20 protein-coding genes are annotated in these 22,961 nt (G+C 54.9%); 9 read left to right on the forward strand and 11 right to left on the reverse strand.

Annotated features, from left to right (window positions below; all coding sequences use genetic code 11):
• Window positions 1–9 precede the first annotated feature (9 nt).
• From LG297_RS11725 to LG297_RS11755, 7 genes are all read left to right on the forward strand, one after another.
• Entirely contained in the window at window positions 10–1,104 is a 1,095-nt protein-coding gene (locus LG297_RS11725; protein ID WP_404420408.1) for an ABC transporter ATP-binding protein, read from the forward strand.
• A 12-nt stretch (window positions 1,105–1,116) separates the two neighbouring features.
• Window positions 1,117–1,989: a carbohydrate ABC transporter permease gene (locus tag LG297_RS11730; RefSeq protein WP_404420410.1), complete on the forward strand. Its 873-nt coding sequence runs from the start codon at window positions 1,117–1,119 to the stop codon at window positions 1,987–1,989.
• Between the two features lies 1 nt (window position 1,990).
• Window positions 1,991–2,794: a carbohydrate ABC transporter permease gene (locus LG297_RS11735; protein WP_007091527.1), complete on the forward strand. Its 804-nt coding sequence runs from the start codon at window positions 1,991–1,993 to the stop codon at window positions 2,792–2,794.
• A gap of 25 nt (window positions 2,795–2,819) precedes the next feature.
• On the forward strand, window positions 2,820–3,092 hold the full coding sequence (locus tag LG297_RS11740; RefSeq protein WP_297013829.1) for a DUF2160 domain-containing protein: 273 nt from the start codon (window positions 2,820–2,822) through the stop codon (window positions 3,090–3,092).
• A gap of 136 nt (window positions 3,093–3,228) precedes the next feature.
• Window positions 3,229–4,980, forward strand: coding sequence for an ABC transporter substrate-binding protein (locus LG297_RS11745; protein ID WP_404420413.1), 1,752 nt, complete (start codon window positions 3,229–3,231; stop codon window positions 4,978–4,980).
• Between the two features lie 207 nt (window positions 4,981–5,187).
• On the forward strand, window positions 5,188–7,461 hold the full coding sequence (locus tag LG297_RS11750; RefSeq protein ID WP_404420415.1) for a methyl-accepting chemotaxis protein: 2,274 nt from the start codon (window positions 5,188–5,190) through the stop codon (window positions 7,459–7,461).
• Window positions 7,462–7,575: 114 nt separating this feature from the next.
• Complete coding sequence (locus LG297_RS11755) at window positions 7,576–8,424, forward strand: sel1 repeat family protein (RefSeq protein WP_404420417.1); 849 nt, start codon at window positions 7,576–7,578, stop codon at window positions 8,422–8,424.
• Here LG297_RS11755 and LG297_RS11760 read toward each other — a convergent pair whose 3' ends face one another.
• The gene (locus LG297_RS11760; protein WP_404420419.1) at window positions 8,425–9,075 is read right to left on the reverse strand and encodes an NTP transferase domain-containing protein; all 651 of its coding nucleotides are present in this window, start codon (window positions 9,073–9,075) and stop codon (window positions 8,425–8,427) included. It abuts the gene before it with no gap.
• Between the two features lie 189 nt (window positions 9,076–9,264).
• Between LG297_RS11760 and sugE the strand changes: the two genes are divergently transcribed.
• On the forward strand, window positions 9,265–9,585 hold the full coding sequence (gene sugE / locus LG297_RS11765; RefSeq protein WP_404420421.1) for a quaternary ammonium compound efflux SMR transporter SugE: 321 nt from the start codon (window positions 9,265–9,267) through the stop codon (window positions 9,583–9,585).
• A gap of 58 nt (window positions 9,586–9,643) precedes the next feature.
• Here sugE and hydA read toward each other — a convergent pair whose 3' ends face one another.
• The 7 genes from hydA to LG297_RS11800 form a co-directional block, all read right to left on the reverse strand.
• Window positions 9,644–11,095, reverse strand: coding sequence for a dihydropyrimidinase (gene hydA / locus LG297_RS11770; RefSeq protein ID WP_404420423.1), 1,452 nt, complete (start codon window positions 11,093–11,095; stop codon window positions 9,644–9,646).
• Window positions 11,096–11,230: 135 nt separating this feature from the next.
• Entirely contained in the window at window positions 11,231–12,217 is a 987-nt protein-coding gene (locus LG297_RS11775; protein ID WP_404420425.1) for an ABC transporter substrate-binding protein, read from the reverse strand.
• Window positions 12,218–12,276: 59 nt separating this feature from the next.
• A complete protein-coding gene (locus LG297_RS11780; RefSeq protein WP_404420427.1) occupies window positions 12,277–13,434 on the reverse strand; it encodes an ABC transporter permease in 1,158 nt (385 codons plus the stop codon).
• Complete coding sequence (locus LG297_RS11785; RefSeq protein ID WP_404420429.1) at window positions 13,431–14,360, reverse strand: ABC transporter permease; 930 nt, start codon at window positions 14,358–14,360, stop codon at window positions 13,431–13,433. The genes LG297_RS11780 and LG297_RS11785 overlap by 4 nt, the downstream gene beginning before the upstream one ends.
• Entirely contained in the window at window positions 14,350–15,141 is a 792-nt protein-coding gene (locus LG297_RS11790; RefSeq protein WP_404426952.1) for an ABC transporter ATP-binding protein, read from the reverse strand. The genes LG297_RS11785 and LG297_RS11790 overlap by 11 nt, the downstream gene beginning before the upstream one ends.
• A 195-nt stretch (window positions 15,142–15,336) precedes the next feature.
• Window positions 15,337–16,173 carry a nitrilase-related carbon-nitrogen hydrolase gene (locus LG297_RS11795; protein WP_404420431.1) on the reverse strand — a complete coding sequence of 279 codons (837 nt, stop codon included), beginning with the start codon at window positions 16,171–16,173 and terminating at the stop codon, window positions 15,337–15,339.
• Window positions 16,174–16,382: 209 nt separating this feature from the next.
• Window positions 16,383–17,714, reverse strand: a complete 1,332-nt coding sequence (locus LG297_RS11800; RefSeq protein WP_404420433.1) for an aspartate aminotransferase family protein — start codon at window positions 17,712–17,714, stop codon at window positions 16,383–16,385.
• Between the two features lie 414 nt (window positions 17,715–18,128).
• On the opposite strand from LG297_RS11800, the gene LG297_RS11805 reads away from it, so the two are divergent.
• Window positions 18,129–18,770, forward strand: coding sequence for a TetR/AcrR family transcriptional regulator (locus LG297_RS11805; protein WP_404420435.1), 642 nt, complete (start codon window positions 18,129–18,131; stop codon window positions 18,768–18,770).
• 61 nt (window positions 18,771–18,831) lie between these two features.
• On the opposite strand, the gene LG297_RS11810 is transcribed toward LG297_RS11805, so the two are convergent.
• The 3 genes from LG297_RS11810 to LG297_RS11820 are packed head-to-tail and all read right to left on the reverse strand — an operon-like array spanning window position 18,832 to window position 22,807.
• Complete coding sequence (locus LG297_RS11810) at window positions 18,832–20,109, reverse strand: Zn-dependent hydrolase (protein ID WP_404420437.1); 1,278 nt, start codon at window positions 20,107–20,109, stop codon at window positions 18,832–18,834.
• A 35-nt stretch (window positions 20,110–20,144) separates the two neighbouring features.
• The gene (gene preA, locus LG297_RS11815) at window positions 20,145–21,422 is read right to left on the reverse strand and encodes an NAD-dependent dihydropyrimidine dehydrogenase subunit PreA (protein ID WP_404420439.1); all 1,278 of its coding nucleotides are present in this window, start codon (window positions 21,420–21,422) and stop codon (window positions 20,145–20,147) included.
• 20 nt (window positions 21,423–21,442) lie between these two features.
• Window positions 21,443–22,807, reverse strand: a complete 1,365-nt coding sequence (locus LG297_RS11820) for an NAD(P)-dependent oxidoreductase (RefSeq protein WP_404420441.1) — start codon at window positions 22,805–22,807, stop codon at window positions 21,443–21,445.
• Window positions 22,808–22,961: the final 154 nt, after the last annotated feature.

Raw genomic sequence — 22,961 nt, forward strand, 5'->3', positions numbered from 1 at the left:
AGAATTAAAATGGCACGTATTGATCTTAAAAGCCTTGCGCATTCGTATTTTCCCGACCCCAAAGGGGACGAGGATTACGCCCTTCGCCGTATGGAACATGTATGGGAAGACGGGGGGGCTTATGCCCTTCTTGGCCCGTCGGGCTGCGGTAAGACGACTTTGCTTAACATCATCTCCGGTCTTCTGACCCCGTCCGAAGGACAGGTCCTGTTTGATGGCAAGGACGTCACCAGATTGGCCCCCGAAGAACGCAATATCGCGCAGGTTTTCCAGTTCCCAGTCATTTACGACACCATGACCGTTTACGAGAACCTTGCCTTCCCGCTGCGCAACCGCGGTGTCGATCCCAAGCGGGTTGATGAACGGGTGCGCGAAATTGCCGGGATACTAGACCTGACCGGCAAGCTGAAGCAAAAGGCACGTGGTCTGGGTGCGGATGAAAAGCAGACGATCTCTCTTGGCCGCGGGTTGGTTCGCGACGATGTTTCGGCAATCCTGTTTGACGAACCGCTGACCGTGATCGACCCGCATCTGAAATGGGTTCTGCGCCGCAAGCTCAAGGAAATTCACAACAAACTGCGCCCTACCATGGTCTATGTGACTCATGACCAAGTCGAAGCCCTGACATTCGCCGATAAAGTCGTTGTCATGTATGGCGGCAAGGTCGTGCAGCTTGGAACTCCACAGGAACTGTTTGAAAATCCGGCCCATACCTTTGTCGGTTACTTCATCGGAAGCCCGGGCATGAACATTATGCCCTGCAATATTGATGCAGGTGCCGCCTGGATTGATGGCAAACGCATCGCCCTTTCCGACCGGCAGATGGATGCGGTTTCCAAGGCATCGGGCCCAATTGAACTTGGCATTCGCCCCGAATTCCTGCGCATTGAAACCGGTAACGGGTCAGAAGACGATAACGGGATCGAGGTTAATATCGTCAAGGTCGAAGACCTCGGCCAATACAAGATCGCAACCACCCGATTCGGCTCGTCCGAAATGAAGGTCAAGGTCAGCGAAGATCAGCAGATCACCGGCCAAAGCGGCATCCTCCGGTTTGCACCGGAGTGGACCAAGCTTTACGCCGACAGTCAGCTGGTCGCATGAGGGGATGAGGAAATGAACAAGATTACCAACAACAAGGCATGGTTCCTCGTCCTGCCGGTCTTCTTTATCGTCGCGATCAGCGCAATCATTCCGCTGATGACGGTGGTGAACTATTCGGTTCAGGATATTTTCGACCCGCAAACCCGTTTCTTTGTCGGGGCGGATTGGTTCCGTCAGGTCCTTGAAGACAACCGCCTGCATGATGCCCTGATCCGTCAGATCATCTATACCGGCAGTGTGCTGTTCATCGAAATTCCGCTGGGCATTGGCATCGCGCTAACGCTACCGCGCAAAGGCTGGGGTGTTTCGGCCTGCATGGTTCTTCTGGCCCTGCCGCTATTAATTCCATGGAACGTGGTTGGCACCATCTGGCAAATTTTCGGCCGGGCCGATATTGGTCTTGGCGGTTATACGCTCAACATGCTTGGCATAAGCTATAACTACAGCCAGAACCCGATGGATGCTTGGATTACCGTCCTTGTCATGGATGTGTGGCACTGGACCAGTCTGATTGTTCTACTGTGCTATGCCGGTCTTCGCTCAATCCCGGATGCTTATTATCAGGCAGCCAAGATTGACGGCGCGTCGAACTGGGCCGTGTTCCGGTTTATCCAGCTTCCGAAAATGCAGTCTGTCCTCGTGATCGGTGTTTTGCTGCGCTTTATGGACAGCTTCATGATCTACACCGAGCCCTTCGTGCTTACGGGCGGCGGACCGGGTACAGCAACCACATTTCTCAGCCAGTTTTTGGTCACGATTGCTGTAGGTCAGTTCGATCTTGGTCCGGCTGCAGCATTCTCGCTGATCTATTTCCTGATCATTCTGCTGGTTTGCTGGGTTTTCTATACCGTCGTAATGAACGCCGGAAAGCGGGAGGAACAATAAAATGCGGTTCCAGAAACGTCATATCGCACTTCTTCTTTATATCGTGTTCCTGTTGCTGCCGATCTATTGGCTGTTCAACATGTCGATCAAGACCAATTCGGAAATCCTGGGCGCAATGACCCTGTTCCCGGATAATCCGACGCTGGCCAACTACGCGACCATCCTGACCGACCCGGCATGGTATTCGGGCTATATCAACTCGATGATCTATGTCGGGATCAACGTCGTGATTTCGCTTCTGGTCGCCCTGCCTGCGGCATATGCTTTCTCGCGCTACAACTTCACTGGTGACAAGCATCTGTTCTTCTGGCTCCTGACCAACCGCATGGCACCGCCTGCCGTGTTCCTGCTGCCTTTTTTCCAGCTTTATTCAAGTGTCGGTCTGTTTGACACCCATATTGCTGTGGCGCTTGCACACTGCCTGTTCAACGTGCCGCTAGCGGTCTGGATTCTCGAAGGTTTCATGTCGGGCATTCCAAAGGAAATCGATGAAACTGCCTATATCGACGGTTATTCCTTCCCGCGCTTCTTCACCACGATCTTCATTCCACTGATCCGTTCGGGCATCGGTGTGACGGCCTTCTTCTGCTTCATGTTCAGTTGGGTTGAACTGTTGCTGGCCCGCACCCTGACTTCGGTCGATGCCAAACCGATCGTGGCCACCATGACCCGTACTGTGTCGGCATCGGGGCTTGATTGGGGTGTTCTGGCGGCTGCGGGTGTTCTGACAATCGTGCCTGGCGCGTTGGTGATCTGGTTCGTTCGCAACTACATCGCCAAGGGCTTCGCGATGGGTCGCGTGTAATCGGAAAACAGGAAGGAATAAAACAATGACTTGGATGGCCTGGACCCCGATTACCGCCGTGTTCTTTTCCTGCATCATCCTGATGCTTATCGGAATGGGAATATGGCAGGCGGTCTCACCGACTGTTCCGCGCCGGGGCTTTTTACCTCTGACGACAACCCGTGGGGATCGCCTTTTCATCAGTTTGCTCGGTGCGGCCTATATCCATCTTGGCTTTATGGCATTTAGCGATGCCGCCATCTGGATCGCATCCATCGTCGCCCTTTTCTGGCTCATCATCGTGATGCGCTGGGGCTGAACAATCCGGAACGGTACCGTTTCCTGCAACGGCGCTGTTCCCTTCGTCATTCATCGCGACGGGTAATGTCTTCCCCCGTCATCGGTGAACCGGATTTTTCCGGAAGTGCAATGGAAGACAACCAGGGAGGAACGACATGATCGTCAAAGCCAAAGGCTCCTCTGCCATTCTCAAAGGCAGTGCAGTTGCGGTCGCACTCGGTCTTGCGGTATTTGCCAATCCGGCAGCTGCAGACCAGTACACCGACGCGGCAAAAAAATGGATCGATAGCGAATTCCAGCCGTCGAGCCTTGATAAAGATGCCCAGATGGCCGAACTCGAATGGTTCATCAAAGCAGCCGAGCCGTTCCGCGGCATGGAAATCAACGTGGTGTCCGAAACCATCACCACGCATGAATATGAAAGCAAGGTTCTGGCCAAGGCCTTCTCGGAGATCACCGGGATCAAGCTGACCCATGACCTGATCGGTGAAGGCGATGTGATCGAAAAACTGCAGACCCAAATGCAGTCCGGTCGTAACATTTATGACGCTTACATCAATGACTCCGACCTGATCGGTACGCATTCGCGTTACGATGCGGTCGTTCCGCTGACCGACTTCATGGCAGGCGAAGGCAAGGACGTTACCTCGCCGACGCTCGACCTTGAAGACTTCATCGGCCTGTCCTTCACCACCGGTCCGGATGGTAAACTTTACCAGCTTCCCGACCAGCAGTTCGCGAATCTTTACTGGTTCCGCTATGACTGGTTCCAGCGTGAAGACCTGCAAAAGCAGTTCAAGGACAAATACGGCTATGACCTGGGTGTTCCGGTCAACTGGTCGGCCTACGAAGACATCGCCGAATTCTTCACCAATGACGTGAAGGAAATCGACGGTAAAAAAGTCTATGGTCACATGGACTACGGCAAAAAAGACCCGTCTTTGGGTTGGCGCTTTACCGACGCATGGCTTTCGATGGCTGGCGCCGGCGACAAGGGCATCCCGAACGGCCTTCCGGTTGATGAATGGGGTATCCGCGTTGAGGGCTGCGCACCTGCAGGTTCCAGCGTCACCCGTGGCGGGGCGGCAAACGGCCCTGCGGCTGTCTACGCTCTGACCAAATACATCGACTGGCTCAAAGCCTATGCCCCGCCAGAAGCAGCCGGCATGACCTTTGGCGAAGCCGGCCCGGTTCCGGCACAGGGCCAGATCGCCCAACAGATCTTCTGGTACACCGCCTTCACCGCCGATATGGCGAAAAAAGGAACCCCGGTTGTAAACGAAGATGGCACGCCGAAATGGCGTATGGCACCGTCGCCGCACGGGCCGTACTGGGAAGAAGGCATGAAGCTTGGTTATCAGGACGTGGGCTCCTGGACCTTGATGAAGTCCACCCCGCCGGAACGCCGTCAGGCAGCGTGGCTGTACGCGCAGTTCGTAACCTCGAAAACGACCTCGCTGAAAAAGACCCTGACCGGCCTGACCCCGATCCGTCAGTCTGACCTGGACACCCAGGCCATGAGTGACATCGCGCCGAACTGGGGCGGTCTGGTTGAATTCTATCGTTCCCCGGCCCGCGTCCAGTGGTCGCCAACCGGTACCAACGTTCCGGATTACCCGAAACTGGCTCAGCTCTGGTGGCAGAACGTTGCCGAAGCTGTAACCGGCGAACGGACACCGCAGGAAGCCATGGATAACCTCGCAACGGCCATGGACCGCGTTCTGGAACGTCTCGAACGTGCAGGCATCGGTGGTGAATGCGCACCTAAACTGAACGAGGAACAGGACGCCCAGTACTGGTTCGACCAGCCTGGTGCTCCGAAGCCGAAACTTGATAATGAAAAACCGCAGGGTGAGACCGTCAAATACGACGATCTGATCGCGGAATGGAGTGCTGCCCAGCAATAACCCGGGCTTCACAACTGGGGGTGCCGGGGGTGATTTATCATCCCCGGCCGTCCCACCAATTTCTCCAACAACTTATTTTTTCGTACCAATTTCAAAACACGATCCGGCTTTTATGGATCGATAAAAACCGAAGACATCCGGCAAACCGGATGCAAGGTCCCTCACAGGGAATGTCTGGCTCATGGCGGGCAAGACAGGGAGGAAACAGTGAATACCGCGATTAAAAAACGTCGCGCTGGCCTTGGCATTCAAGGTCGGCTCATGGCTTCTTTTGCCCTGATTCTGGTGCTGGCCGGTATTTCATCGGTGGTTTCCTGGATCTCATTTGGCAACAGTCGTGCGCTTGTCGCCGACATCACCACCGACAGTCTGCCTTCGATCATCCGGCAGATGGAACTTGCCATGGATGGTGTCGGGCTGGCAGCTCAGGCTCCGGTTCTGGCCACATCACGCAATGCAGATGAACTGACTGAAACCGAGGCACGCCTCGATACCCTGATCCGCAATGCCCGCAGCCGCCTTGACGAAATTGCCGCAACCAATCCGGAACCCCTGATGTTGCCGGTGGCCCCGGCTGTTAGCGAAACGGACGTAATCGTAGGCGACGCCGAAACCACGGCACAAACCCTTGCCATCGATGCGATTGAAACCCTGACCGCACAGCTTGACGATATTGTCACTCGCCGCAACACGCTGCATGAATTGACCATGCAGCGGCTTGAACTTGAAAAGCAGCGCGGTGATCTGACCCTTGATATGGTCTTTGCCTATAGCGACCTTTCGGAATTCATCAATCCGCTGGTCGAGGTTGTCGATATCGATGTCTCGCGCGGCATATCGCGAGTTGCCGGGGGCAACAACGATGCGGCGGGTGAACTTGAAGAAACCATCAAATTTTCCCAATTGATTTCCGAAATCCGTGCCAATGTGAACCTTGCATTCGGCATGTTGACTGCGGCCATCGCCGTGCCAGAAGGCGATGCCATGGACGAGGTCCGCAATCAATGGAGCTGGGCGGAACTGCGCATTTCGGATGCGCTGGAAAAACTGCCCGATAACAATGATGGCACCCAGATCAAAAAACTGGCCGAGGCATTGCTGGTTTATGGCGCAGGCAAAGACAGCGTTTTTGATCTGCGCGAAACCGAATGGGACAACCAGTACAAGACAGAACAGACCCTTGACGCGACCCTGACCAGCGCCGAAGCACTAAGCGTATCCATCTCACAACTGGTCGATGCCAAACGTCTTGAGGTCGATAGCAGCGCTGCCAATGCCCTGTCGCAGGTGGTTCGCGATCAGCAGGTGATCGCCTTGATCGGTATTGCGGTTGTGGTGATCTCGCTTCTGATCCTGATTTTCTATGTCCGTGGCAACCTGATCAAACGACTGCTGCGTGTGATTGACGGTATGCGTCGTGTTGCAAATGGCGATCTTTCGACCGAGGTTCGCGATACTGGTCGCGATGAAATCGGTCGCATGGCCGAAATTCTGGGACAGTTCCGCGAAACCAGTCTTGCCGCCCAGCGGGCCGAGGAAAATGTCGCCCGTGAACGCGAAATCGCCGAAACTGAGCGGCGTCGCGCCATGCTGGAACTGGCCGACGCGTTTGAGGCATCGGTGATGCAGGTCGCAAAGGATGTGTCACGCGAAGCAGAAAACATCCAGACCACATCCAATCAGGTGCGCGAACAGGCCGAAATCGCCTCCAGCAATGCCACCGGCGTTGCCGGTGCGTCCGAGGAAATATCGATCAATATGGCGTCCGTTTCCGACGCGGCACAATCGCTGTCTGAACGCGTGCGCGATACCGGCCTTCGTGCCCAGCAATCGGTGAATGCCGCCACCAACGCGGTCGATGCCGCCCGCCACACCAGCGAAACCATGCACGAACTTGAAACCGGGGCGCAGGAAATCGGCGAAATCCTTAACCTTATTCAGGATATCGCCGCCCAGACCAACCTTCTGGCCCTGAATGCAACAATCGAGGCCGCCCGTGCAGGCGACGCTGGCAAAGGCTTTGCCGTCGTCGCACAAGAGGTCAAAAACCTTGCCAATCAGACCGGTACGGCCACTGACCGGATCGCCCAGCGCATCACCGGTATCCAGACAACAACCGGTGTCGCGGTACAGGCCATCGCCACCATCCGCGATAGCATCACCGGCATTCACGAAACGGTCGGCGAAATGTCTGCGGCCGTCGACGAACAGCAGGAATTCGTCGCCGAGATCGCCAGCAACGTCGAACAATCCGCCACCGCCGCCAGCGAAATGAATGGAACGATTGCCCAGATTAGCACCGCCGCAGACGACAATCTGCAGGCCGTCGATGGCCTGCGTCAGGCAACAGATCGCCTGCGCCTTCAATCCGACGATCTCGGAAAACGCGTGCGCGATTTCCTTGCCTCCATCCGGTCCGAGCAAACGGCAACAACACGCCACCAAAGCAACGAAACCACCGATGAAGCCTCCCTCCCGTGAGCGCACCTGTCCGGGGCCCGATAAGGATGCCCTTCCGCCGAACATCACGGTCGGGTCCCGGAATTTTTTCGCCCGGTTTCATTGGTCAACAAAAAACGATACACAGGAAACAGCATGAAAAATTCGATCGCGCATATCCTGAAGTCCTCGGTTGTCACGGCAGGCATCACGCTGTGCCTGATGGCGACGGCAACCGCTGCATCTCCGCTTGATGAAGGGGTGAAATCCTATCGTCACGGCAATTTCGAAGACTCGGCCAAAACCTTTGCCCCCCTTGCCAAACAGGGCAACGCCACCGCGCAATATCTGCTGTCCTGCCAGATGATCAACGGCATCGGCGTTCCAACCGATCAGTCTGCGGGCTGGGCCATGATGGAAGCCGCCGCCAATAACGCCCAACCGGATGCCAGCATGGTTCTTGCCCGCCGGTTGGAAGCTACGAACGGTGACAAGGAAAACATCAAGTCACTTTATATGACCGCCGCCGAACAAAAGCAGACACAGGCCATGCTGTGGCTTGCCCTGGATGCGATTGATCAGGGGCATACGGCGCGTGCCAAAGAACTCCTGACGGATGCCTGGAACGAAGGCGACCCGCGCGCGGCAACCCTGCTTGCCACCCGCTTTGCCGAAAATGACGAAGACCGCATCAGCTATCTTTCCGCTGCGGCAGAAAAGGGCGAACTGCGCGCTGCTGCCTATCTTGCCGAAATTTCGCGTGAAAAGGATGATCGCGTCGGGGCTGTTGGCTGGTGCGCGATTGCATCCGGCCTGCCCGGCCATGCGGCCAATGTCGACTGGAAAGAAATCGGCATGGCGGTTGAGCGAACCTGCGCAAAATATGACGAGGACCTTAAACCCGCTGCACGCGCGCAAAATCGTACCAATGTCGACCAGTTCCTGTCTGACTTCTTTTCCGACTACAAAGCCTGGAAGCCTTGGCGCCCCTGCGCTGTTCGCTGATTATCGATCAGTCAGATTGATCAGGCTTGCCAGCACGGCATCCATCGCCTTCAGGTCGGTTGGCGTATTGATGTTGATAAAGGACTTACCCTGACCCGGCCTAACCGGGAAATCGACGACAACAGCATCGGCAACGCGCAACACCCCGCCAACCCGGCGGTCACCTGACGCCAATTGCCACATAATAATCTCGTCCGTATTGCGATGCCAAACGGCCGAAAGATAATGATCCCGCCCGGCATGGCTGGCGAAGGCTGCTTTTTTACCGGCATCTGTCGCGGCCTTGATCAATTGCAGGGTCATATCATCGGGCACAATCGGGCAGTCGACCGGGAACGATACCAACCAGTCGATATCATCGGGCAATGCCGACAATCCCCCCAGAATACCGCCCAACGGCCCGTGCCCCGGTTCGGGTTTGTCCGGAATGACTGGCAAATTGAATGCCGCAAACAGCGATGCGTCTTCGTTACTTGCAATCATCAGATGATTGCATTGCCGGGCGGCTGCGCTGATCGTATGCGCGATCAAGGGCTTGCCTGCCAACTCACGGAACGGCTTGTTCCCACCCATGCGTCGCCCCGCCCCCCCGGCAAGGATCAATCCGGCAGCTTTGGGGTGATCGGATAGGTTCTTCGCATTGGTTGACATGGGCAGAATAACGTCCGTTCATTTTGATCAGGATGGCATGGCAGCATTGCCCACGGGGCATTTGCCGTGGGGGTATTTTGCCCCTATATCCAAGTCAAAGACAATGACAGCTTGCTGTCACGCGATCGGACGACCGAATACGCCTGATGATGACGACCGGGGACGGCCCCTTTGAATTAGGAGGCCGTTATGGCTTGGATTGCATTGCTTTTGGCCGGAATTCTCGAAGTCTGTTGGGCTGCTGGTCTTAAATATTCTAATGGTTTTACCAGACCCGTTCCGACAATTTTCACCCTGATTACCATGGCCGGAAGCTTCTGGCTTCTGACCTTTGCCATGCGCAGCATTCCGCTCGGCACCGCTTACGCAATATGGACCGGGATCGGTGCGGTTGGAGCGGTTATATTTGGCATAATCGTCCTTGGCGAAACCCTCAGCCTTGCGCGGATCATGTCCATTGGCCTTATCCTTGCGGGGATCATCGGGCTAAAGCTTTTCCAACCGGCCTGAATAAAACGGGCGGACCTCAGGCCGCCCGTTTTCCAAATCCCCTCGAGTGCGGCTTCAATCACACGCCCGCCGGAATTCCGCTGCGTTCCACCTTGCGCGGAGACGTGAGCTCCTTCCATTTCGAAAGCGCCTTGTTGACAGCCGGGTAAGGTTCGCGCGGGACGAACTCCCCATCACCGCATTTACCAACGACGATGCCCTCTTCGGCCGCAATCCGACCACGGCTGATGGTATAGCGCGGCAAGCCCGTCACCTCATGCCCTTCGAACACGTTGTAATCGATTGCCGATTGCTGATGTTCAGCCGTAATCGTTTTTGATGCCTTCGGATCCCAGACAACAAGGTCAGCATCCGCACCGACAAGGATCGCCCCTTTACGCGGATAGACATTCAGGATTTTTGCGATATTGGTCGAAGTCACGGCGACAAATTCGTTCATCGTCAAACGACCGGTATTGACTCCATAGGTCCACAGCAACGGCATGCGGTCTTCAAGGCCGCCCGTACCGTTCGGGATTTTCGTGAAATCGCCAACGCCCATACGTTTCTGCTTCGTGGTAAAGGCACAATGGTCGGTCGCAACGACCTGCAAACTGCCCGATGCCAGACCGTTCCAAAGACCGTCCTGATGCAGTTTGCTGCGGAAAGGTGGGGACATGACGCGACGGGCCGCGTGATCCCAGTCCGCGTTGGCATATTCGCTTTCATCCAAAACCAGATGCTGGATCAGCGGTTCGCCAAACACGCGTTTGCCATTGGCCCGTGCGCGACGAATGGCTTCATGCGCCGGTTCACAGGACACATGCACGATATAAAGCGGCACATTGGCCATGTCGGCAATCATGATCGCACGGTTACACGCCTCGCCCTCGACATCGACAGGGCGGGAATAGGCATGTGCTTCTGGCCCGTTATTCCCTGCCTCAAGCAAGCGTTGCTGAAGGGTCGCTACCACATCGCCGTTTTCGGCATGAACCAGCGGCATCGCGCCCAGTTCCGAACAGCGCGAGAAGGATGCGAACATTTCGTCGTCATCAACCATCAACGCGCCCTTATAGGCCATGAAATGCTTGAAGGTGTTGATGCCCTTTTCCTCGACAACGATTTTCATCTCGTCAAAGACCTGCTCGCCCCACCATGTGATCGCCATGTGGAACGAATAATCGCAAACCGCCTTGGTCGATTTGTTATCCCACGCCTGAAGTGCTTCAAGCAGCGACTGATTGGGGGCAGGCAGGCAGAAATCGACAACCATCGTTGTGCCACCGGCAACGGCGGCCTTGGTGCCGCTTTCAAAATCGTCTTCGGAATAGGTGCCCATAAAGGGCATTTCAAGATGGGTGTGCGGGTCTATCCCGCCGGGCATGACATAGCAGCCGTCGGCATCAAGAACCTTGTCCCCGGTCAGGTTCTGACCGATCGCGGCGATCTTGCCATCTTCAATCAGGATATCGGATTTGTATGTCAGATCGGCGGTAACGATTGTTCCGCCACGAATAACCATGGACATGGGTGGCTCCTTGTCTGTCAGTCTGTCGTAAGGCCCGGAACGTTGCGGGAAAGCCCGGCATCCCTGCCCGTTTCCAGTTTCGTCAGATGGTTTGTCCCCCGGCAGGATTGTTGCACCTGCCGAGGGATCGGATCGTTACATTGACGCCTTGTCGGTAACGGCGTGGGTCCATGCGCCTTCCGGCTCTTTGGTGATAACCGGATCGGAACCGCCCGACAGAAGGCTATCCACGGTGCGCTGATAGGCCGCCTCGTCAAGTTTGCCATCGTCATCAAGCAGCTTGGCGATTTCCTGCATCATGCGGATCTGGTGCTTTTCTGTCTGCGCACCAGTTGCGTCGTTATCCAGAACGATCATCGCGGCGTCTTCCGGGTTTTCCTTTGCCCACTGCCAGCCTTTCATGCTCGCAGCAACAAAACGGCCCATCTTCTCGACAAATGCCTCGTCTTTCAGATTGTCTTCAAGAACATAAAGGCCGTCTTCAAGCGTCGCGACACCCTGATCTTCGTATTTGAAGACGTTCAACTGATCTTCGGTGATACCGGCATCAATGACCTGCCAGTATTCGTTATAGGTCATGGTCGAAATGCAGTCAGCCTGCTTTTGCAGCAATGGATCAACGTTGAAGCCCTGCTTAAGAACCGTAACGCCGTTTTCCCCGCCATCGGTCGGAATGCCAAGCTTCGACATCCAGCTCAGGAAAGGATATTCATTGCCAAAGAACCAGACTCCAAGGGTCCGGCCCGGGAAATCATCCGGGCTTTCAACACCGGTTTCCTTAAGGCAGGTCAGCATCATGCCCGACTTGGCAAAGGGCTGTGCAATGTTGACCAGCGCAACACCCTTTTCACGCGATGCCAGTGCGGATGGCATCCAGTCGACGATCACGTCCGCACCACCACCGGCAATAACCTGCGGCGGGGCAATATCCGGGCCGCCCGGATTGATCGTGACATCAAGATCGGCTTCTTCGTAAAAGCCTTTGTCGAGCGCCACATAGTAACCGGCGAACTGTGCCTGGGTTACCCATTTAAGCTGCAGGGTGACTTCGTCCGCTGCCATCGCCGAAAACGATGCCATACCGACACTTAACCCTAACGCAGTCGCAAATATTTTCTTCATTCGTCGATGTCTCCTCAGGTTATTGTCAAGTCCTCCCGACGGGCCGTCTTTTGATGCCTTTAATGGCGACGTACCCGAAATGACGGATGCCATGACGTCGCCTTTCTTTCGACGTAGGCCACAGCTCCGTAAAAGGCGGTCCCCGCCAGGGCCGCCAGTGCGATTTCCGCCCAGACCATATCGACATTCATCCGCCCGACTTCGGTCGAGATACGGAACCCCATGCCAACAATCGGGGTGCCGAAAAATTCGGCAACGATGGCGCCAATCAGCGCAAGCGTGGAATTGATTTTAAGCGCGTTGAAAATAAACGGCATTGCGGCAGGCAACCTAAGCCGGAACAGGGTAGACCAGTAACCCGACGCATAAGTCGCCATCAGATCCTTTTCGAGTGCCCCAGCAGCAGCAAGCCCCGTCACGGTATTCACCAGCATCGGGAAAAACGTCATGACCACAATCACGGCTGCCTTGGATTGCCAGTCAAACCCGAACCACATCACCATGATCGGCGCGACGCCGATGATCGGCAAGGCCGACACCATATTGCCCAGCGGCAAAAGACCGCGTTTCAGGAACGGTACCCGGTCAACCGCAATCGCAACGATAAAGGCACTGCCACAACCGATCACATAACCGCTAAGCACAGCCTTGATGAAAGTCTGATGGAAGTCAGCCGCCAGAATATCGGTCGAATTGACAAACCGTAACCCGATGGCGCTTGGTGCAGGCAACAAAACCTGCGGCACGCCGAAACCGGCCACGATCACTTCCCAAAGGAACAGCAACCAGAAGCCAAATGCGATTGGTACCAGAATATTGGCCGATTGCTGTTTGGCAGTTTCAAGGCTGCGATAGCGTGCAACTGCATCAATCCCCCGCCAGACAAACGCCCAAAGCGACAGGATAAACAACCAGAACCCGGTCGCGGCATGACCGGCAATACCATGATCATAAAGTACTGCAATCGCCTGCCAGCAGCCAAACACCGCTATCGCCAGAATGATCGCCGCATACTGAATGCGCCCCACACCAAGCCAGGTAAAGGCCGCACCGGTAATTACGCATAATGCCATCGCCACGGCAATTCCGGGAATGTCGCTGACAAAGGCGATCTGTTTGCCGCTGTCCATATCAACCCCACTCAGCGGAAAGATCAAGGCCAGCAATGCCGCGACTGCCGCAACCAGACAGAACTTATCGAGTTTGATATTGGTCATCCGCGTACTCCCATTCTGGCAAGTACACGGCGTTCACACCAGCCGACCATCACCACCATGATCGCGGCAACAAAGGCCGCCGTCAGCAATGCCGACCATATCTGGATCGTCTGCCCATAGTAAGACCCGGCCAAAAGGCGTGCTCCCAGCCCTGCCTGTGCCCCCGTCGGCAATTCACCGACAATCGCGCCGACCAAACTGATCGCAATCGCGACCTTCAGACTGGCAAACAGATAGGGCATTGCCGATGGTAAACGCAACGACCAGAAGGTCTGCCATTTCGATGCGTTATAGGTCCGCATCAGATCAAGCTGGATCACCTGCGGCGACCGCAACCCCTTGACCATGCTGATCGTTACCGGGAAGAAACATAGATATGTTGAAATAATCGCCTTTGGCACCAGCCCCTTAAGTCCAATCGCGCCCAGCACAACGACAATCATCGGCGCAATGGCAAGAATCGGAATGGTCTGGGATGAAATCACCCACGGCATCAGGCTTTTTTCAAGTGTCACCACATGAACAATCCCGACCGCCAGCAGAATGCCAAGTGCGGTTCCTGCTACAAACCCAAGAAGGGTCGAGGAAAGAGTGACCCAACTATGGTAAACCAGCGACCGTTTCGACGTGATCGCGGTCGCGAAAATGGTTTTATACATTTCCTGTGCGACCTGATGCGGGGCCGGAAGGATCGGCCGTTCCTGTGCGAGCGTGTCTCCGATCAACTGGGTAGGTGTCCAGCTTTGTTCCGCGCGATTATAACGGTCAATCTGGGTTGGCGCGTTCAGGAAAATCGCACCCGCATACCAGATGACAAACAGCGCAATCAAAACCACAATCACCGGACCAGCCTGCCCGGACATCATACGCGACCAAAGCGATGTCCCGCCCATCACACCATTCATCGTTGCGGCATTACTCGTCATAGCTATGCCCCGCCCTAAGCCCTTCACGCACACGATGGGCCACTTCCAGAAATTCTGGCGTTTCGCGGATATCAAGGCCGCGATCCTTCGGGAAATCGGTTTTGATCACATCAATGATCCGGCCCGGCCTTGGCGACATCACAACGATCTTGGTAGAAAGATAGACGGCCTCGGGGATCGAATGGGTGACAAATGCAACTGTCTTGTTCGTCCGCGCCCACAGTTTCAGAAGCTGTTCATTCAGATGATCACGAACAATTTCATCCAGCGCCCCGAACGGCTCGTCCATCAGAAGCAAATCGGCATCAAAGCTTAGCGCACGCGCAATCGATGCACGTTGCTGCATCCCGCCCGAAAGCTGCCAGGGGAATTTCTTTTCAAACCCGTTCAGTTCAACAAGTTTAAGTGCCTCGTGCCCCCGCTTGATCCTTTCCTCACGAGAAATTTCCATAATTTCCAGCGGCAGGGTCACGTTGCGTTCAATCGAGCGCCACGGCAAAAGGGCCGGTGCCTGAAACACATAACCATAGGCACGATTTTCGCGTGCTTCCTGAGGTGAAACACCGTTGATCGAAATATCGCCACCCGTGGCTTTTTCCAAATCGGCAATCACACGTAACAGCGTGGTCTTGCCGCAGCCCGACGGGCCGATAAAGGAAACGAACTCGCCGCGTTCGATTTTCAGATCAACATCAGACAGGGCATAGACCGGCCCGTCAGCGGTTTGAAAGGTCAACGACAGTTTTTGAATATCAACAACTGCGTCGGTGGATGCGGGCATTTGCGCCACATTATTGACGACTGCTTTTAACGTCATGGGGTATCCCCTGATCGAATGTCTCTCTAAAGCCTCCCTCAGGGTCGTTGCCCTGAACCTTGCCGACTTGTCTTTTGCCCGGTCATTTGGCGCCGGATTATAAAATGTCGGTCAAAGCAAAACGGCGAGCGGGGCAGATGCTCCGTTCACCGTTAAATCTCAGTTGCCGTCAGTCAGGCGGGTATAGGTCGAAGGCCGACGGTCGCGGAAAAACTGCCATGTGTTCCGGACTTCACGTACCATGGACATATCCATGTCATGCACGATCAGTTCGTCCTCATCGCGCGATGCTTCCTTTTCAATCACGCCGCGCGGATTGACAAAATAGCTTTGACCGTAAAACTCGCCGATATCCCAAGGCATTTCGCGGCCAACACGATTGATCGCCCCGATATAGCATCCATTGGCAACCGCCGATGCAGGCTGTTCCAGCTTCCACAGATGTTCGGAAAGCCCCGCCACGGTTGCCGAGGGGTTGACGATATACTCAGCACCATTAAGCGCCAGCGCACGCCACCCTTCAGGAAAATGCCGGTCGTAGCAGATATAAACGCCAAGTTTGCAATATTGGGTATCAAACACCGGCCAGTCCGAAACGCCAGGTTTAAAGAAGAACTTTTCCCAAAAACCGGCGACCTGCGGGATATGGGTTTTGCGATATTTGCCAAGATAAGTCCCGTCGGCATCAATCACGGCGGCGGCGTTATAATATACACCGGTAATTTCCTGCTCGTAGATCGGAACAACGATAACCATCTTGTGCTTTTTGGCCAGTTCGCACATCAGTTGCGTGGTTGGGCCGTTCGGGATTTCCTCTGCCGCAGCGTACCATTTCGCATCCTGGCTCGGACAGAAATAGGGCTGGGTAAAAACTTCCTGAAAACACAGAACTTGCACACCCTGACGCCCTGCCTCTTCGATATAGGGCAGATGCGCGTCGATCATGGCCTGACGAATTTCGTCTGGCGACTGTTCGGTTGAACCCTTAAGGCTCATTTGAATCAGTCCGCCTCTCAGCATAGACATCCGAGATACCTCCTTGATCTGATATGTGCCATATGCCGGCTTTTGCCGGTCTTGTGGCTTGGTCCGGTCTGCGCCCCCAATTCCCATGATCGGACGCAAACCGGAAAATCGTGAAACGTAACGTTTCTTAGGAGCTTTCGCCCAACCTGCCCGCAATGGAACAGGGCTGAAATCAGTTCTTAGTCAATTTCCTTCAACACGTCGCGCAGCGTGCCAAACAGCTGATCGATATGAGATTTTTCTATGATCAGCGGCGGCGAAAGCGCAATGATATCGCCCGTTGTGCGGATCAGAATGCCCTTCTCGAATGCCTTAAGGAACGCGCTGAAGGCCCGTTTGGTCGGGAAACCTTCGATCCCTTCAAGCTCGATCGCACCGATCAGACCAAGGTTACGGATATCCTTGACCTTTGGCAGATCAATCAGGCTGTGAACCGCATCTTCCCAATACTGTCCAAGCTCCTTGCCCTTCTGATACAGACCTTCTTCTTCGTAGGTTTCAAGGGTGGCGAGAGCAGCAGCACAGGCAACCGGGCTGCCTGAATAGGTATAGCCGTGGAACAGCTCGATCATGTTTTCCGGGCCGGTCATAAAGGCATCGTGGATGTCATCGGTTGTAAAGACTGCCCCCATCGGGATCGTACCGTTGGTAAGCCCCTTTGCCGTCGTCACCAGATCAGGCTGAACACCGAAATAGTCAACGGCAAACGGGGTGCCAAGGCGACCGAAACCGGTAATGACCTCATCAAAGATTAGAAGAATACCGTGTTTGGTGCAAATTTCGCGCAGGCGTTCCAGATAGCCCTTTGGCGGGATCAGAACACCGGTCGATCCTGCAACCGGCTCGACAATTACAGCCGCGATGGTTGACGGATCATGAAGCGCACAAATACGTTCCAGATCATCGGCAAGAAACGCGCCATGTTCCGGCTGGCCGCGAGTAACGCCGTTTTCATCAGGCAGATAGGTGTGACGGATATGGTCAACCCCGCCCAGCATCTGGCCAAAGGTTTTGCGGTTTCCCGAAATACCGCCAACAGAAATACCGCCGAAGTTGACACCGTGATAGCCGCGTTCACGACCGATCAGACGGGTCCGCTGCCCATCCCCGCGTGCCCGGTGATAGGCAATCGCGATCTTAAGCGCAGTTTCAACCGATTCTGATCCGGAATTGGTATAAAAAACATGGTTCAGATTGCCCGGCATAAGCTGCGCCAGACGGCTGGCAAGCTCGAACGCCTTGGGATGGCCCATCTGGAATGCCGGGGCATAATCCAGTTCGTCCATCTGCGCCTTGACCGCCTCGACGATCCTGGGGCGTTTGTGACCGGCATTGCAACACCAAAGCCCGGCAGTACCATCCAGAATCTGGCGGTTGTCATCGGTCTGGTAATACATGCCTTCCGCGCTGACAAGCATACGTGGGGCCTGCTTGAACTGGCGGTTCGCCGTAAACGGCATCCAGAATGCCGAAAGATCGTTCGGTCGGCTGATTTTCGTGGTGGCTGTCATAAAAAGGTCTCCCGTACCTTTCTTGTGCTTCCCTGACATCGTTTTGGCAGGCCAAATCAATGTCCGACTTTGTTAACCACCCCGACTGAGCGATATGTCGCACATAGGGCGGTTTGGACTACACCTGATGAGGGTGCAGAAAAAATCGTTAGCACGGGAATCTCCCATGCACTAGCGCTTTAAAGTCACCGGGAACTGGTTTCGAATTTTCGACTGCCAAATGCCATTTCAGCGACCCTGATTTTTGTTTACGGCACCGAATTTCTGTTTATCTTTCACCGGTGTTGTTCAAAATTTTGGACATACCCGGTTGGTTCGGCGCGTATTTTAAGCTTGCTTTTTAGTATCTAAAGTAGAGATTATTTTAACCTGACCAAACGGTCAAGATAAATGACGCAATTTCGGGGAACGTCGATGACTGCAATCAAATCCGGGCTGAATGGCGCACACAAGGCCGCCATTCGTCAGGAAAACGAAGAGCAAATTCTCGCCGCTGCCGAACTGGTTTTTGCCGATTACGGCTTCAAGGGCGCAACCACTGCGCGGATTGCCGAAATTGCCAACGTGCCCAAGGCAAATGTGCATTACTATTTCAGCACCAAAGAAGCCCTTTATCGCCGTATCATGGAAGATGTCTGCGATCACTGGCTTGAAGCCGCGATGCAGTTTGACAACAGCCCCAACCCTGCCAAGGCGCTTCGCGGTTATATCGAGGCCAAGATGGATTTGTCTCGCGCCCGCCCGCACGGTTCGCGCGTTTGGGCACATGAAATCATCCGTGGTGCAAAATTCGCCAACGATTATATCTCGACCACGGTCAAAAGCTGGCTCGACGGTCGCGTTGTGGTGATCCGCCGCTGGATCGCCGAAGGCAAGATGGACGATATCGAACCCTATTCGCTGATGTATATGATCTTTGCCACCACCCAGCATTACGCCGACTTTGCCCGCCAGATTGAAATCTTTAACGATGACCAACCGCTTAGCGACGAACAGTTCGCCGAGGCCAAGGAAAATGTGGTCCGCATCATCCTCAAAGGTGTTGGTTTGATGTAAAAAAAGACCGGCACAAAGGCCGGTCCAGTCTGGAGTATTCAGGGGAGGTTCTTGATATCGCCTAAACCGATTGCGTCATGACCGTTTCATCGGCCTTGGCCAGAACGGCATGCAGAAGAACCTGCCCGCCTGCATCCGACCAGTGCTTGTGAACTTCCTCGATCTCGTTATGCGAAATGCCATCAACACACGGGATAAAGATCATTGCGGTCGGGGTCACCTGCGACAGATAGCACGCATCATGACCGGCACCCGACACAATCTCGCGCGCTGAATATCCGCCGATTTCAACAGCATTGCGGACCGCATCGACACAGGTTTTGTCAAACGGGACCGGGGCGTAATAGAAAATCTGTTCCAACTCGGTTTTAAGGCCGATTTCGGATGCGATCTTCTCCACCCCTTCGCGAAGAGCCTTATCCATATCGGCCAGAATCCCGTCATCGGGATGGCGGAAATCAACCGTAAAAAACACTTCGCCCGGGATCACGTTACGTGAATTGGGGTGTATCTGCATCATCCCAACCGTGGCACAGGCAAGCGGCGAACGATCCAGACCGATCCTGTTGACCAGATCAACCACCCGAGCAGCCCCCAGCAATGCATCCTTGCGGGTTTTCATCGGGGTCGGGCCAGCATGGGCTTCGACGCCGGTGAACTTGATTTCATACCAGCGCTGCCCTTGTGCATCGGTCACAATACCGATATCCTTGCCTTCATCTTCAAGGATCGGGCCCTGCTCGATATGCGCCTCGAAATAGGCCCCCATCGGATGGGCGTCAATCGTGGCTTCGTCATCGCCAAGGTAACCGATGCGTTTCAATTCCTCGCCCATTGTCTTGCCATCAACATCGGCCCGTGAATGACCGTATTCAAGGTCGAAAACCTTGGCAAAAACGCCCGATGCGACCATCGCCGGGGCAAAGCGCGACCCTTCCTCGTTGGTCCAGCAAACGACTTCAAGAGGTGCTTCGGTTTCGTATTTGGCTTCGTTCAGTGTCCGGATTACTTCAAGCCCCGAAAGCACGCCGTAAACACCATCATATTTGCCGCCTGTCGGCTGGCTGTCCAGATGACTTCCCATCACCACCGGTGGCAGATCGGGGTTGCGACCTTCACGACGGGCAAAGATATTGCCCATCTTGTCGATGCGGATCGTACAGCCCTCGGCCTTGCACCATTTGATGAACAAATCGCGGCTTTCACGATCAAGATCGGTCAGCGCCAGACGACAAACGCCATCCTTGGCGGTTTTGCCGATCTTTGCCATTTCCATCAGGCTGTCCCAAAGCCGGTCGCCATTGATCGACAGATTACGTACACTTGGTTGAATGGTCATCTAGATATCCTTTTGTCTGTCTTTCGGCTTCGGCGTTATTCAGCAGCCTGTCGCATCGGGTTCAACGGATGTTCCGGCCAGGTCATGTAAGGCTTGTCGGTTTTAACCGGTTCCATGGTGATGCAATCAGGGACCGGGCAGATGTGATAGCAAAGGTTGCAACCGACACATTCCTCGTCGATGACAACAAATTCGCGGTGCCCGTCTTCCTTCACATTCATCGCAATCGCCTGATGCGAAGTATCCTCGCACGCGATATGGCAACGGCCGCACTCGATACAATTGTCGGGATTGATCACCGCCTTGGTATCGAAATTCATGTTAAGCTCGTTCCAGTTCGCCACCTGCGGCACGGCCGCGCGCGTGAACTGTTCGACACTGGCATAACCCTTGTCATCCATCCACTGGCTCATACCGTCGATCAGGTCGTCAACAACCCGGAAGCCATAGATCATCGCGGCCGTGCAGACCTGCACCGCATTTGATCCCAGCGCCATGAACTCCACAGCGTCTTTCCATGTGGTAATGCCACCGATACCGGAAATATGCAGATCGCGGGTTTCCGGTGTGCGGGCAATTTCGGCCACCATGTTAAGGGCAATCGGCTTTACCGCAGATCCGCAATAACCGCCATGCGTGCCCTTGCCATCAACAATCGGCTCGGGAACCATGCTGTCCAGATCGACCGAAATGATCGAGTTAACGGTGTTAATCAGCGACACGGCATCCGCCCCGCCTTTTAACGCGGCCTCCGCCGACCAAAGGATGTTGGTGATGTTTGGCGTCAGTTTGGTAAAGACTGGAATATCAACCGCATCCTTGACCCAGCGCGTGACCTGTTCGACCATTTCAGGCACCTGCCCGATGGCCGATCCCATGCCGCGTTCGCACATGCCATGCGGGCAGCCAAGGTTAAGCTCAATGCCATGTACGCCGCTTTCGGCGATTTGCTGGGCAAGGTCCTTCCACGCCCGTTCTTCAATCGGGGCCATCATCGATCCGATGATAACATGATCGGGATATTCTTTACGGCATTCCCGGATTTCCTGAAGGTTGACCGAAAGCGGCCGGTCGGAAATCAGTTCGATATTGTTGATACCAAGCAAACGGCGATTCTGGTCATGATGCGCGCCGTAACGCGACGATACGTTGACCACCGGCGGATCAATCCCCAGTGTCTTCCAGACAACCCCGCCCCATCCGGCCTGGAATGCGCGGACAACGTTGTATTTCTTGTCGGTCGGCGGTGCGGAGGCCAGCCAAAACGGGTTCAGTGAATCGATCCCGGCAATTTTGCAGCTTAGATCAGCCATTTTCTCTCTCCCTTTCTGGCTTATGTGGTTTTGAGGAACGCATCAATGGCAATTGCGGCCTGTTTTCCGTCTTCGACCGACTGAACTGTCAGGTCCTCGCCACTTTTGATGCAATCCCCACCGGCAAAGATGCCAGAGGCGGTTGTCTGGTAATTTTCATCGACCACGATCTTGCCACCGGCAATTTCCATTCCGGCAAGGTCATCTGTTTTGATTTTCTGACCGATGGCCTTCAGGATCTGATCGGCGCGGATTTCAAATTTCTCGCCGGTGCCAACAAGCTTGCCGTCCCGAAGTTCCGTTTTCTCGAACTCTATGCCGATCAGTTTGCCATTGGCCTTGATCGCAACCGGTTTGGCCCAGTGGCGCACGACCACGCCATTGATCTTGGCCAGTTCCTGTTCATATTCTGTGGCCGACATATGTTCAGCCCCACGGCGATAGACCAACGTGACCTCGTCTGCACCAAGGCGTTTGGCCTGGATCGCGGCATCAACTGCAGTGTTGCCGCCGCCGATCACGATCACATTATTACCAACCGGCATGTCGGATTTCGGCTCGGTCTGACGAAGATGCTCGATAAAGGCAATTGCATCATCGACACCGTCAAATGCCTCTCCCGGCAGGCCAAGCTCGTTGGTCGCACCAAGCCCCACACCGACAAACACAGCATCATATCCGTCACGCAAAGCCCCAAGACTAATGTCACGGCCAAGCGCCTTGCAATATTCGATCCGGATGCCACCAATGCCCAAAAGGAATTCAACCTCGCGCTGGGCGAAATCATTGGTCATCTTGTACGCGGCCAGGCCATATTCATTAAGCCCGCCCGGCTTTGCCTTGGCCTCAAATACCGTTACATCATGTCCCAACATCGCTGCCCGATGCGCGCAGGAAAGCCCCGCAGGACCGGCACCGACCACCGCAATCTGTTTGCCGGTCAGAGGCGCGCGCTTGAACGGATGGGGCAAATCCCCCCGTGCCATCAGATGGTCAACCGCGTAACGTTGCAAACTGCCGATTTCAACGGCAATATCTTCGGACACATTGCGTACACAGGCCTGTTCACACAGCACCTCCGTCGGGCAGGCGCGCGCACAGGTGCCGCCCATGATATTGGCCGACAGGATGGTTTTGGCCGCCCCGTCCGGGTTGCCGGTGCTGATTTTACGAATGAAGCCCGGAATATCGATTGATGTCGGGCATGCCGTAACGCATGGCGCGTCATAGCAATACAGACAGCGATTGCTCTCGGCCATGGCCTGCAAGGTGGAATAAGGCGGATGCAGATCCGAAAATCCGTCATCGGCATCATTATGGCCGATATGGCTTGAAGCCCGGGCCGCACCTGATTTCGAAACTTGCTTGCCCTGCAAGATGGTCATGTTTTGTCTCCCTGCCAAAAAGGCGTCCTCTCCTAGCGTCAGCGAGAGACAAAACAAGAATGGCATCCTCAAAAGACTAGCCGCCCTGGAAGCCGGAAAGGGCTTCGGATGGATTTATGGCGTATGTGGACGGGCGGGCCCGGCCAACTCTGTG

This window comes from Thalassospira australica, from assembly GCF_044790785.1.
Classification (GTDB): Bacteria; Pseudomonadota; Alphaproteobacteria; order Rhodospirillales; family Thalassospiraceae; genus Thalassospira; species Thalassospira australica_A.